We start from the raw sequence: 12,873 nt of genomic DNA on the forward strand, positions 1-12,873 counted from the left end.
ATGCGAACCAATCTAGTTACTTTAATTGCGCTATACGTGCCTTATTTTTGGCATCCAACCGGGAAGCAACAGCCCATATCGCGGCAGGCATCCATCCTATAAGGGTCAACTGCAGTATAAGGCAGAAAATACCCGTCAATATTCTGCCACGAAGCAGAAAGGATAACCAAGGGAATAATACAGCTAATAGTATCATAATAGGAACCTTATAGTATTTACAAGCACTTAGGCATTATTCCTTATCCTCAGCAACGACAACTGTACCTTCTTCGTTATCGTCTTTTTCTTTACGCTCAACGGTAATGGTACATTCCGTGAGTAAAGCTGCCAATGCCCCTACAGCGGCAAATATCGGTGCAAAAACAGCACCTACGATGCCTACAGTAACAGGGAAGCTTATAATTTCCTTGCCAGCTTTATCGGATATGGTAATTTTTGAAACATTGCCTTCGGCAATAACTTCTTTAATTTTTTTGATGATGCTCTCTCCCGAGATGCTGAATGTTTCTTTGTAAGCCATGATCTTTGATTTTAATATATTACTTAATTGTTTCTAACGCTGTATGGTATTGATAGATCAAAAGTAAGGCATCTATATTTACTGAGGTAGCAGCATTAGGTAAGCTTAGGTGTAAAATCGGTAAAGCTCAACTTTTTATCGGTAAAAATAAATCCTGTACCCTCCCTGCTGCGCTACGCGCAGAAAATGCTAAGAAGGGTTTATATGTTGATGATATTCAGATTTCAGGGCCTCATATTTATCTTGCCATTCTTTCGGTAGCCGCTTCGGGAAATCTTTGACACGTTTCAGTTGGAAAGAGACAATAACCGATGCTAAACCTATAGATATTATCGAAAGACCCGTATAGATAACAAGGGATAAACCCGCAAAAATCGGGTTCCAGAGGAGTATAAAGCTAAATACTATCCCTAAGATGGCCCAAGCCAATACCCAGCCCCATTTTTGTGTGCCATAAGCTTTAAGTTCAAAGGCGACAGAAAAGAGCTGAATAGATTTAAATAAGGCATAAAAACCAATTACAAAAGGGAGGGTGGTAATCGAAATAGCGGGGTTAACAAACATATATACGCCAAACAAGGTGTATAGAATACCACTCGCCAACGACCATCCCCAGCCATCTAGCTCGTCTTTATTGCTAATTGCAAAGCCTATTTCCAAGATTCCGGAAAGAAGGAAATACCAGGTAAAAAGTAAGGATAACGCCAAATACGATTCTACGGGATTCGATAGGGTATAGATACCCAATACAATCAACAGAATACCAATGATTAAAGGAATATACCAGTTTTTGACAGTTGAACGTACAGTTTTGAAAAAATTTGTAGCCATAATTGTTGCGTTAATATGTTTGTAATTTAATTGAGGTACACGACTAGAAAGCAGGTACTTATTGTTCAGCAGGAGTTCTCGGTTAAGTATAGAATATATACCCAAAAACAAACTCCCTAAATCTACGAACAGATTAGGGAGTAAAATGTTTTTTATAGCTACAAATAAGTTGGGGAAGTTGGCGTGCTGATTTTAACGCCCTATTAGATCGCGTATAGCAACCGAAGCAATGGCACCGCCAAATGCTGCCGGAAGATAGGACATGGTACCGTAGGCGGATTTTTTATAGTTGCTGCCATCGGTATATAGCAAGGATGCTTTATCAGGTAGTTCTGTAGAGAAGGCCACTTTTATCCCCTGACGTATATCGTGCTTACGCAATTTTTTTCGTATATGTTGTGCAAGCTTGCAGTTGTACGATTCGCTGATATCTGCAATTTTAATCTTTGTAGGGTCTACCTTACCGCCGGCACCCATGGAGCTTACAAAAGGGATGTTCGCCGCAAAAGCCAGGCGTATAAAAAATAACTTCGGCGTAATACTATCGATAGCCTCAACCGCATAATCGGGTTTTAACTCCAGCAAACTTGGTATGCGTTCTGGAATTATAAACTCCTCGAATACGGTAAGATCCAGTTCAGGATTAATATCAAGTAAACGCTCCTTCATGATCTGTGCCTTAGAAACGCCATGGTTGCTGGAAAGTGCCGGCAACTGTCGGTTCCGGTTAGAGGGGTCTACCGTATCGCCATCGATTATGGTCATTTTGCCAACACCAGCGCGACAAATAAATTCTGCGGCAAAGGAGCCTACGCCGCCTAAACCAAGAATCATAACATGCGAATTCGCTAATTTTTCCAATGCATCTCGTCCGACTAATGCTTCAGTTCTCGAGAGCCAGGTTAAGTCTTTCATTTAAAGTAGTGTTTTAAGCTTGTTTAAAAGCTTAATTTTTTTTGTTTATCCCTTATTTACTGTCGTATGTTTAAATGTTTCTGCTAAAAAAAATACAGGTTTACTCGCGTATTTTTAGCATTAAAAGTTATAAACACACACACACGGCTTCTATTTCCTTAACTATACTTAAGCACCATCAGAAAAAAAACGGCACATGGCACGTTAAAATTCGAATATCGCATAAGCGCGTATCTAGATATAGGTAGATACTGCTACAGTTGCTAAGAAAGAAGATTTGGGCGCAAAGTTACGATTAAAAAAATATTTATCGATAAATATCTAAGTATAGAACTTACTAACCTCAGCAATCAGTTTAATGCACTTGCTGCAGGAGTTTGTTTGTGTTGGAATCAAATTAGTGTTGGGTTTATTTACTGGAAAAAAACAACGGAAGGAAAAAATTTAAACTTGTTCGCTATTCAGAATGTATAGCATTGATTATTAAGGTGTTTGTTTTATTTGAAGAAAGATAGGTTAGTCATGCATGCTTAAATGCTGTAATCGAATAGGCGCGATAAATTCTGCGCAAGTTGAGTTTTTAGTGTTTCCATAGAAATATTTCGAACAGAACAAAAGTAGGCGTAAATTGCTGCTATAGAAACAGGTTTATCATCCGTTTCCAGGAAGAAATTCGTTAAGGGGAGGGTTTTAATAAGGCTGTCTTGTCCCGCCTTTAATATAGAAGGACCTAAACTTAACACATATCCCTTCTTGAGTAAGGTTTGCGCGAGGGGCAATTTTTTATGGAAGCCATGAAAAATTACAGGAACGGAAACCCTGTGCTGCTCCAATAACATCATTACCTCTTGGTAAGCCTTAACACAATGAATAATCAAAGGTTTCTGTACCCGATTGGCGAGCTGTATTTGTTGCTCAAAAATATACAGCTGTTTATCCCAGGGCGTAGCACAAAGCTTATCCAGGCCACATTCGCCTACTGCAATAACCTGTGGTAGTGTAAGAGCCTCCTCCAAGGTTAACAGCTGTGCTTCCAGATCCGTATCCAAGTACCAGGGGTGTATACCCGCAGAACAAACAGCCTCGTCTATACTTTCGCGACCAATAATTTTGTTGCGCAAAGCAAATATAGCAGGCTGCTTTGGCACTGTATGGGTGTGGATATCTAGGTAAGGAATTTCCATAATTTTATGTCCTATTCTTTTTAGCATTCCAGAATACAATATAAACTATGGCAATACCTGTAACGCAAGCATTCGCATACATAATATACGGTATTCGGGTCAGCACATCGTGGTATACATAGCCCGCCAGCAATGCTCCACCACCGATACCCGCTTCCAAAGCAATATACATGGTCGCCATGGCCTTACCCCTATACTGCGGCAACGATAGGTCTATGGTCCATGCATTTAATGCTGGAGATAATATCCCCGTTCCGATTCCATATATGCAAGCACCGATAATCAGTCCTTCAATATTGTCGCCCCAACCCAACACCAGTAACGATAAGGTAATGATCAACAAACCGACAAACATTACCTTGATGCGGCCGAATTTATCGGCGACTTTGCCCGATACAAAACGTATAGCAATAGAAGCGACCGTATACGCAGTGAAAAATAAACCCTTATTGGCAATCCCTAGATGTTGGCTCCAATCGGGAATCAGGGTTAATATAACGCCGTAGGCTGAATAAGAAAAAAAAGTTACTATAGCAGCGGGTAGCGCACGCACTTCGATAATATCACTTCGTGAAATGCGTAACATACTAGGGGAGAACCGTTGTTTCTTTGCTAATGTTTCCTTCATATTGGCAACAATGATGATGGATAGCAGTGCAAAACCCGAGGAGGCATAAAACATATTGTTTATACCCGAGTTTAACGCGATATAACTCCCTATTGCGGGGCCAATAGCACCACCAATGCTAAAGCATAAGCCATGCATACCCAGCGCCTCGCCCCAACGGTTCTGCGGAATGATATCGGCTACATAGGCGGATGTCGCTGTAGGTTTAAATCCCGTAGAGAAACCATGCACTAAACGCAACATAAAGAAACCGGATAGCGTGGTTAATAGGGGATATAAGAAGCCACATATTACACAAACGATAGAGCCAATTGCCATAACAGGCACACGCCCCCATTTGTCGGTTAGTTTGCCACTGAATGGGCGAGAGATACCTGCGGTAAGGGTAAACAGCGATATAATAAGCCCCTTATGTTCGGCACCGCCCAAGGCAGACAGGTAGTTTGGCAACTCCGGAATAATCATATTAAAGCTGGCTGAAAATAACAGCGAGCTTAAACATAAAAGACCAAACTGTAAGGTGTATATGGATTTATTTTCGACGTGCTCCATATTTTATTTTGGATATTTTTTCTGTCTAGTAAGCTCCGAACAGAAAATGGTGCTGGCCACAGCAACATTCAACGACTCGGCATCGCCAATTCGGGGAATGGTAACTGCCTTGTCTATTTTGTCTATAATGCTTTTGCGGATGCCTTTACCTTCATTTCCCATAATTATAAACCCTTCGTTACCAAAATCAGTAGCGTATATATCCTGACCGTCGAGTAAAGCCCCGAATGTTGGTAAACGATATTTATCTAAAAAATCCTCTAAAGGTAAATAATGGATGTTTATGCGGCTTAAAGATCCCATCGTAGCCTGTACTACCTTGGGGTTGTAAGCATCTACTGTACCTATAGAGCAGATGATGTGGCGTATGCCAAACCACTCGGCCGTTCGGATTATGGTGCCTAGATTGCCGGGATCCTGCACATCATCAAGAACCAAAGAATGTTTTCCTTTCAATACATCCTCCGATAATGCAGCATCAGCTTTTGGTAGTTCAACCAATGCTAATGCCCCCTGAGGGCTCTTTAATGCCGTTATTTTCTCGAAATCATGCGTGCTTACCTCTTCAAGTTTTATTTTATGGGGTATTTTACCCAATTTTGTAACCGCCTCTGCGGTAGCATAAATTTTTTGTACCTGATAAGAGGAGTTTACAAACTCTAAAACAGATTTTATACCTTCAACAATAAAAAGACCATGTTGGGTGCGGAATTTTTTGTGCTGAAGTGCGTTAACTATACTGATCTGTGCTTTTGACAACATAGAATAAATGGGTAAAAAAAGAAGAATTTTATTTTTTGCAAGTATAACACTTTTGTTGTTAATATTAGGTGGTTGTCGATCTGCAAAATTTTTAGATGCCGACCAAACCTTGGTAAAGCAGGTGCATACATCCGGTATTCCTTTAGGGCTGAAGGAGCAGGCAGGGCTCTATGTTTCCAATGAAATACGACCAAATTCTCCGTTAAATCTTACTATTTACAATGTTTTCAATACCAAGAATGGTGCCTATAAGAGCGATAAAATACGGCAGGTTGGCGAGGCACCACGATTGCTGGATTCTTCGTTGGTAGAGCTTTCGGCTTTACAAATCCAACGTTTTTTACAAACCAAGGGCTATTTTAACGCGCAGGTAAAACCTCAGGTGACCATAAAAAAGAAAAAGGCTGTTATCGATTTTGTAACCGATACTCAGGCTCCTTTTTATATTCATAATTTACATTACGATTTTGAAGACAAGGCGCTGGGCGATATTTACAACCAGGAGGTGCTGCCTACAACCACGATTGTTAAAGGCGAGCAGTACGATGCCGCAAAATTATTAGAAGAGCGTGAACGCTTATTTTTGGCCGTAAAAAATAAAGGTTATTATGATTTTTTACGGCAGTACATGCGCATCGGCATAGACACCAATATGGTCGGCGATAAGGCGGATTTAACCCTAGGTATTTTAAAGCCTGAGAAGGGGGCACACCGGCAGTACCGCTTGAATAATGTGTCCGTAAAAATAAAAAGCTTAGCGGGCATGAAGCCAAAATTCGTGCAGTATAAAGATTCCCTGTCGGGGATAGATTTTTCCGATGAAACCGGGTTATACCGCCTTAAGCCTATAGCGCGATATGCTTTTTTACGCCCCGGACAGCGGTATAATCTTAGTAACGAAAATTTATCCTACGATAGGCTGTACGAGATGAATGGCTTCCGGAGTGTAAAAATAAACTATGAGAAGGTAGATTCTACACAGCTGAATGTTACCTACGAATTGGTGCCTCGATCGCTGATGGCCAATCAGGTGGAGGGCGAATTTACGTTTAGCTCGGGCATGAGTGGGTTTAACATTGGTAATACCTTTTCGCATCGTAATATTTTCGGTGGCGCCGAACTATTGGAGGTAAAACTACGCTACGGCGTGCTGTTTGATCCGCGTTTGGATGGCTCCTTGCAGAAAAAGATCTTTAACAATGATTTCCAAGTCGGTGTAAACCTCGTTGTTCCCCGCTTGATGTTGCCCTTTTCGGTAAGCAGCACTGCACGTTATGGATTGGCAAAAACAACTTTTAGTTCCAGTTTACAGTTGTTTAACCAGGATAAAACCTATTCGAATCGCTATTTTATCAATACCTTAAACTATAGCTGGTGGCAACGCAAAAATTTGCAGCATAGCTATACTCCCTTGGTGGTGGAGTATAGAGACGGTAGGTTTGACCCTGATTTTAAGGCGCGTTTGCAAGACGAAGGGTATCAGCTGTATTTAGAGTCCAACGATAGGCAGTATTTTGGGTTAGGGGCGCAGTATTCCGTTACCTGGAATGCGGCTAAACTTTTTAAGTTGGGCAACTTTTCGTTTATCCGCGGTAGTGTGGATGCCAGCGGAAACGCATTAGGGTTACTAAGTTCGGTGTTTAAGTTTCGTGAAAATCCGGATGGCATGAAAACGATTTTTGGTGTTACCTACCTGCAATATATAAAAGGGGAAGTCGATTATCGGTTGTATCGCCATTTAGGGGGAAACAAGCAATTTGTTTTCCGCTTTAACGGTGGCGTGGCATTGCCTTATGGCAACAATTCAAAATTATTGATTTTCGAAAAAAGCTTCTTCGCCGGCGGTATCAACGGTATCCGCGCATGGCAGGCACGTACCCTGGGGCCAGGAAATTATAATCGCGAAACGATTAAAGAAGATATCCGCCTAAACTTAAGAAACCTGGATCAGTTGGGCGAGATTAAGTTGGAGTCTAATTTAGAATACCGGTTCCGTATTTTGAATAATGTTCTCGGCGCTAAAATGAATGGTGCTACCTTTGTCGATATGGGGAATATATGGCGGCTGAGGGCCGATTCGCCCAATAAAAATGGCGAATTTGTATGGAACAAGCTATTCAACCAGATTGCCATAGGTTCTGGCTTTGGACTTCGTTTTGATATGGACTATTTTGTTATCCGTTTGGATGCCGGCATAAAAATTAAAGACCCACAATTTGCGCCTAAGGAGCAGTGGGTCATTAAACATTTCTTTAATGCCAAGGATTTTAAAGCCAATTACTACCAGACGAATAGTCCTGACCGCTATAGCTTTATCCAATATAATTTTAGCGTAGGCTTGCCGTTTTAAAAAAAGCTTTTTAGAATTTGCGTGGCACTCTCAAACAAATGGCCTAAAGATAGACCTTTGCTAAACGAGAAGTATCCGTAAATGATGGCCAACACAATAAAAGTGCTCATCAGGCGCTTAAAAGCATAGGCAATTAATAGAATGATAGCCGGAATAATTAGCAACAGCAGGCCATTGATTTTTATCGGTGTTATTTTGCTGTCTGATTTATAGAGGAAGTATAATTTTCCAGTAGAGTTTTCCTGGTTTTTATGTTTAAAATAAGCAAAAGTAGAACCATCAATAGGGTCGGCAGCAACGGCAATACCACTATGAAAAGCAAGATTCTGCTCAAATCCGTTGATGCTGAATTTGAATGTGCCGTTTATCGTTTCTAAGGCTTGATCTAAAGAATCGGTCGCTATAATGGCTACTTTACCATTGGCAGTGAGGTTCTCTTTAACCATAAAATTATCTATACGTTGCAACTTTCCCTGGGCCCAGCCTAGTGATACACACAACAAACCTATTAAAGTAAGGATATATGCTTTCATATTATTATGCTGCAAGTATACTAAATTATTCAAGTATTGGTCGTTGGCGCTGTTATTAATTTAGGATTTGTTTTTTTAATTTGGATATACTTTGTACATTTGTGGCAGTAAAAAAATAAGATTTCAACAACATGGAAAATACAGCAGTAGAAAGACAGCCTAAAAAGACAGATAACAACGCAAATCAGACGCAGTATTATGTTACTTTGACTATTGCCATTATTATTGGTTTGTTTGGTGTATTCGTACGTTTTGTACCCGATGTGATTTCTTCTTTAAATCAGCTAACTTTTGTATTCTCTACCTTAGCCAATGTTGCCCTTTTGGTAGCTTCATTTATCGCTTTTAAAGTGGTATTTGCCATCTTAGGTTTCGGAAATAAAAAGTAACCCCAGAGATTTAATATTTAATCCTTTTTTTAATAATGAAAGAGCAATACCTGCAGGTATTGCTCTTTTTTTTTGATTTCTTTTCCAGGTCTAGCAACGATATGCTTCAAGCTATCCAGATCTTTCCTTTCTGCTAAAAATTTGTTTTCTCCGGTAACCTATTATAAATTATTAAATTTATAAAAACATAGGTAAAATTTGTATTTAATATTAAAATTGTAATAAAAATACATAATGAATATTAAAATCATAATAAAAATTAAATTTTGTTATGATTTTAGTTTTTTAATATCTTACTTTGTTGTATAAATTATTTAAACACAAAAACAAGGTAAATTATGTGTGGTATTATAGGAGCATTTGAAATTGTAAAGGGAGAGGATAAAGTAAGACCTCAGGTGTTAGAGATGGCAAAACGTATTCGTCATCGTGGACCAGATTGGTCGGGCATTTATAGCTCCCCTTCAGCGATGTTGGCACATGAGCGCTTAGCTATTGTCGATCCCAAATCTGGAAGTCAGCCTTTATATAGTCCCGATGGGCAGGTGGTATTGGCTGTAAATGGTGAAATCTACAACCATCAGGAACTTCGTAATGCAATGCCTCATTATAATTTTACCACCAATTCTGATTCTGAAGTTGTGTTAGCTTTATACTTAGAAAAAGGTCCTCGTTTTGTGGAAGAGTTAAATGGGATATTTGGTTTTGCCTTGTATGATGCTCGCGACAATAGTTTTTTTATTGCCCGCGATCATATGGGCATTATTCCACTGTATTATGGTACGGATAGCTTGGGGCAGTTTTTTGTAGCATCAGAATTAAAATCTTTGGAAGGATTTTGTGTCGATATCGCTCAATTTCCTCCGGGGCATTATGTATATAGTAAAGCGGGCTTGGAACCCACAAAATGGTATAGCCGCGATTGGGAGTCTTACGCTGCGGTAGAGGAGCGGCATAGCGATCTGGATGCACTGCGTACGGCCTTAGAGGCTGCAGTTCACCGTCAGCTAATGTCGGATGTGCCTTATGGCGTATTATTGTCTGGAGGATTGGATTCCTCGGTTATTGCAGCTATAACTAAAAAGTTTGCTTCTAAGCGCGTGGAATCGGGCGATCAGGAGGATGCCTGGTATCCGCAGCTTCATTCTTTTGCTGTGGGTTTAAAAGGAGCGCCAGACTTAAAGGCAGCGAAAAAGGCTGCCGACTTTATTGGAACAATACATCATGAGGTACATTTTACCATTCAGGAGGGTTTAGATGCTATACGCGATGTAATCTATCACCTAGAGACCTACGATGTGACAACCATACGGGCGTCTACACCCATGTATCTACTGGCACGGGTTATTAAATCTATGGGTATAAAAATGGTGCTTTCGGGGGAAGGGTCCGACGAGTTGTTCGGTGGATACCTTTATTTCCATAAGGCCCCAAATGCGCAGGCATTTCATGAGGAAACGGTGCGGAAGCTAAAGAAACTGTATCTATACGATTGCTTACGTGCCAACAAATCTTTGGCAGCATGGGGGGTAGAAGGGCGGGTACCGTTCTTAGATAAGGAATTTATGGATGTAGCGATGCGTTTAAATCCGGCCGATAAAATGATCCGCGATGGCAAGATGGAAAAATGGGTGGTACGTAAAGCCTTTGAAGATTACCTTCCCGCGGATATTGCTTGGCGCCAAAAGGAGCAATTTTCGGATGGTGTAGGTTATAGTTGGATTGATACCTTAAAAGATCAGGCCGAAAAAATGGTTACAGACATCGAATTTGGTGCTGCAGCGGCACGCTTTCCGATTAATACGCCAAAAAATAAAGAGGAATATCTCTATAGGTCTATCTTTGAAAGCCATTTTCCTTCCGAAGCGGCCGCTTTAACGGTGCCTTCTGTGAAATCTGTAGCCTGTAGTACGCCGGAAGCATTGCTTTGGGATGCATCTTTTCAGCACTTAAATGACCCTTCGGGGCGGGCTGTAGCTTCGGTGCATGAAAAAAGTTATGAAAAAGAAAAAACGGATGTTATTGTAAATTAATAATTTACAGCTTTAAGTGCCTTTCAAGGCACTTTTTTTTGCTTGAAATGCATAAAAAATGCAAAAAAAGTTTGGAGCATAATCATATTAATTCTATCTTTGTATCACTTTAGAAGAAGGAAGTACTTCTACAAAGATCCTGAATAGCTCAGTTGGTTAGAGCATCTGACTGTTAATCAGAGGGTCGCTGGTTCGAGCCCAGCTTCAGGAGCAACACACAAACCGGCTTAATGCCGGTTTTTTTTTGTTTACATACTTTATATACTAATCATGAGTTTAGTTATTGTAGGTTCGGTAGCTTTTGATGCCATCGAAACACCTTTTGGAAAAACAGATAAAATTGTTGGTGGTGCAGGGACCTATGCGGGTTTAGCAGCCTCTTATTTATTCGACCAGGTGAAAGTGATAGGTGTGGTAGGCGAAGATTTTGGCGCTAATATAGATATCTTTAAAAGCAGGGGTATTCAAACCGAAGGAATAGAAATTATTCCAGGTGGAAAATCTTTCTTTTGGGCAGGGAAGTATCACAACGATATGAATAGCCGTGATACTTTGGCAACAGAGTTGAATGTATTGGGTGATTTTGATCCTAAAATTCCGGCATCGTACCAAGATTGCGAATACTTGTTATTGGGAAATCTTACGCCGCAGATTCAAATAGATACGTTAAATCGCTTAGATAACAAACCGAAATTGGTGGTTTTAGATACCATGAATTTCTGGATGGATGTGGCGTTGGAGGACTTAAAAACTGTGCTGAAGCGCATCGATGTGCTGACTATTAATGATGCGGAAGCGCGTCAATTATCTGGCGAGTATTCTTTGGTAAAAGCTGCTGAAGTTATTCTGGCAATGGGCCCTAAATACCTTATTATTAAAAAAGGTGAGCATGGTGCACTGTTGTTTGGTGAAGGCCAGATCTTCGCTGCACCAGCATTACCATTGGCTGATGTTTTTGACCCAACAGGTGCTGGCGATGCTTTTGCTGGTGGATTTATCGGATACTTGGCGAAGATTAAAACCATAAACTTCAATAATATGAAGAATGCTATTATATATGGTTCGGCTTTAGCTTCTTTCTGTGTCGAAAAATTTGGTACCGAACGCTTACAAGAGCTGCATAAGGACGAAATTGCTGACCGTATAAAACAATTTGTACACTTATCGCAGTTTCAGTTGGATTAACAATACCCTTAAATAGCGTTACAGAGCGTCTAAATTAGTTTACCTATAAGCTCAAATTTCGCAAATACATCCGCATTGTGTGGGGCATCATTAAGCTCAGCAGTAAGATCTTGCCCTGCCCAATGTTCGTAATGCATACCTTTCTTCCAAAGCCTACTTCCTGTTACATCGTATATAAGTCCCTGATAGGATACGCATATCTGAGGCCTGTCCTGTCCGTTTCTTAAGGCCAACTGCGATTTGCTGTATTCGGGTAGCGCAGCTGTATTCTTTGTCTCCTGCATACGGCAAAAATACCATTCTTAGGCATAGTAATTATAAATGGCGAGGGATTTTTTCATCGCTTTTCTGGCAATATGAATTCTTGTTTTAACGGTTCCTATGGGGATGTTTAAATACGTGGATATTTCATGGTATTTATAACCTTCGAAATACATGGTAAAGGGCGTGTAATATTCTAAGCTTAGGTTATCCAAGGCGCTATTGATATCTTCGCGGATAAATTTGTTTTCGCCCAGGTTCCGTGTGGCAGAACCTACCAGATTAGCATTTGAAATATCCTCTTCCTTGGTTATAAAACTATTGGATTTCGTTATTCGCCGATAGTTGTTGATAAAGGTATTTTTCATAATGGTATATAACCAACCTTTGAGGTTTGTTCCTTCTCGAAAGCTACCGAAATAGGTTACGGCTTTGAGTAAGGTGTCTTGAACAAGGTCGTTTGCATCTTCCGTATCTTTGGTGAAGTTGCGTGCATAAGATTTTAGGGAATCAGAGTGCCTAACAATAAGATTGTTAAATTCAAATTTGTTCATGGTTATTCGGTTTAATACGTTAAACAATATAATTTTAATAACCTGTCCCTGTAGGGTGCACATTTACAGGGATAGTTGCAAAATGTATGCTATTTAAAAAGTTTACAATGAACTTTGGTTCTGTAATACTATTGCGCAAACATTGTGCTAAAAATTATCGTTTAAGATTAAATTTT

14 protein-coding genes and 1 tRNA gene are annotated in these 12,873 nt (G+C 40.2%); 5 read left to right on the forward strand and 10 right to left on the reverse strand.

From position 1 onward, the window contains the following. Window positions 1-16: 16 nt before the first annotated feature. The 7 genes from ACL9RF_RS00105 to ACL9RF_RS00135 all read right to left on the reverse strand — a co-directional run bounded on the left by ACL9RF_RS00105 (window position 17) and on the right by ACL9RF_RS00135 (window position 5,392). Window positions 17-196 carry a YqaE/Pmp3 family membrane protein gene (locus ACL9RF_RS00105; protein WP_422798561.1) on the reverse strand — a complete coding sequence of 60 codons (180 nt, stop codon included), beginning with the start codon at window positions 194-196 and terminating at the stop codon, window positions 17-19. 36 nt (window positions 197-232) lie between these two features. Next, entirely contained in the window at window positions 233-520 is a 288-nt protein-coding gene (locus tag ACL9RF_RS00110; RefSeq protein ID WP_422798562.1) for a DUF4342 domain-containing protein, read from the reverse strand. A 189-nt stretch (window positions 521-709) separates the two neighbouring features. Beyond that, window positions 710-1,351 carry an HdeD family acid-resistance protein gene (locus tag ACL9RF_RS00115; protein ID WP_422798563.1) on the reverse strand — a complete coding sequence of 214 codons (642 nt, stop codon included), beginning with the start codon at window positions 1,349-1,351 and terminating at the stop codon, window positions 710-712. A gap of 192 nt (window positions 1,352-1,543) precedes the next feature. Then, on the reverse strand, window positions 1,544-2,266 hold the full coding sequence (locus ACL9RF_RS00120) for a tRNA threonylcarbamoyladenosine dehydratase (RefSeq protein WP_422798564.1): 723 nt from the start codon (window positions 2,264-2,266) through the stop codon (window positions 1,544-1,546). A 530-nt stretch (window positions 2,267-2,796) separates the two neighbouring features. After that, entirely contained in the window at window positions 2,797-3,450 is a 654-nt protein-coding gene (locus ACL9RF_RS00125) for a TatD family hydrolase (protein ID WP_422798565.1), read from the reverse strand. 4 nt (window positions 3,451-3,454) lie between these two features. Continuing rightward, complete coding sequence (locus ACL9RF_RS00130) at window positions 3,455-4,630, reverse strand: MFS transporter (RefSeq protein WP_422798566.1); 1,176 nt, start codon at window positions 4,628-4,630, stop codon at window positions 3,455-3,457. Between the two features lie 3 nt (window positions 4,631-4,633). Next, complete coding sequence (locus tag ACL9RF_RS00135) at window positions 4,634-5,392, reverse strand: TrmH family RNA methyltransferase (protein WP_422798567.1); 759 nt, start codon at window positions 5,390-5,392, stop codon at window positions 4,634-4,636. 7 nt (window positions 5,393-5,399) lie between these two features. Here ACL9RF_RS00135 and ACL9RF_RS00140 point away from each other — a divergent pair, with 7 nt between their 5' ends. Next, window positions 5,400-7,742, forward strand: a complete 2,343-nt coding sequence (locus ACL9RF_RS00140) for a BamA/TamA family outer membrane protein (RefSeq protein ID WP_422798568.1) — start codon at window positions 5,400-5,402, stop codon at window positions 7,740-7,742. Here ACL9RF_RS00140 and ACL9RF_RS00145 read toward each other — a convergent pair. Continuing rightward, window positions 7,739-8,275: a hypothetical protein gene (locus tag ACL9RF_RS00145; RefSeq protein WP_422798569.1), complete on the reverse strand. Its 537-nt coding sequence runs from the start codon at window positions 8,273-8,275 to the stop codon at window positions 7,739-7,741. The genes ACL9RF_RS00140 and ACL9RF_RS00145 overlap by 4 nt on opposite strands. A gap of 131 nt (window positions 8,276-8,406) precedes the next feature. Here ACL9RF_RS00145 and ACL9RF_RS00150 point away from each other — a divergent pair, with 131 nt between their 5' ends. The 4 genes from ACL9RF_RS00150 to ACL9RF_RS00165 all read left to right on the forward strand — a co-directional run bounded on the left by ACL9RF_RS00150 (window position 8,407) and on the right by ACL9RF_RS00165 (window position 11,882). Next, window positions 8,407-8,664 carry a hypothetical protein gene (locus ACL9RF_RS00150; RefSeq protein ID WP_422798570.1) on the forward strand — a complete coding sequence of 86 codons (258 nt, stop codon included), beginning with the start codon at window positions 8,407-8,409 and terminating at the stop codon, window positions 8,662-8,664. A gap of 338 nt (window positions 8,665-9,002) precedes the next feature. Further along, window positions 9,003-10,697: an asparagine synthase B gene (gene asnB, locus ACL9RF_RS00155; RefSeq protein ID WP_422798571.1), complete on the forward strand. Its 1,695-nt coding sequence runs from the start codon at window positions 9,003-9,005 to the stop codon at window positions 10,695-10,697. A gap of 137 nt (window positions 10,698-10,834) precedes the next feature. Beyond that, a tRNA-Asn gene (locus ACL9RF_RS00160) sits at window positions 10,835-10,908 on the forward strand. Window positions 10,909-10,967: 59 nt separating this feature from the next. Beyond that, the gene (locus ACL9RF_RS00165; RefSeq protein WP_422798572.1) at window positions 10,968-11,882 is read left to right on the forward strand and encodes a PfkB family carbohydrate kinase; all 915 of its coding nucleotides are present in this window, start codon (window positions 10,968-10,970) and stop codon (window positions 11,880-11,882) included. Between the two features lie 29 nt (window positions 11,883-11,911). Here ACL9RF_RS00165 and ACL9RF_RS00170 read toward each other — a convergent pair whose 3' ends face one another. Beyond that, window positions 11,912-12,166, reverse strand: a complete 255-nt coding sequence (locus ACL9RF_RS00170) for a cytochrome b5 domain-containing protein (RefSeq protein ID WP_422798573.1) — start codon at window positions 12,164-12,166, stop codon at window positions 11,912-11,914. 18 nt (window positions 12,167-12,184) lie between these two features. After that, on the reverse strand, window positions 12,185-12,697 hold the full coding sequence (locus tag ACL9RF_RS00175) for an RNA polymerase sigma factor (RefSeq protein ID WP_422798574.1): 513 nt from the start codon (window positions 12,695-12,697) through the stop codon (window positions 12,185-12,187). Window positions 12,698-12,873: the final 176 nt, after the last annotated feature.

Source organism: Sphingobacterium sp. Mn56C (assembly GCF_049319645.1).
GTDB lineage: Bacteria > Bacteroidota > Bacteroidia > Sphingobacteriales > Sphingobacteriaceae > Sphingobacterium.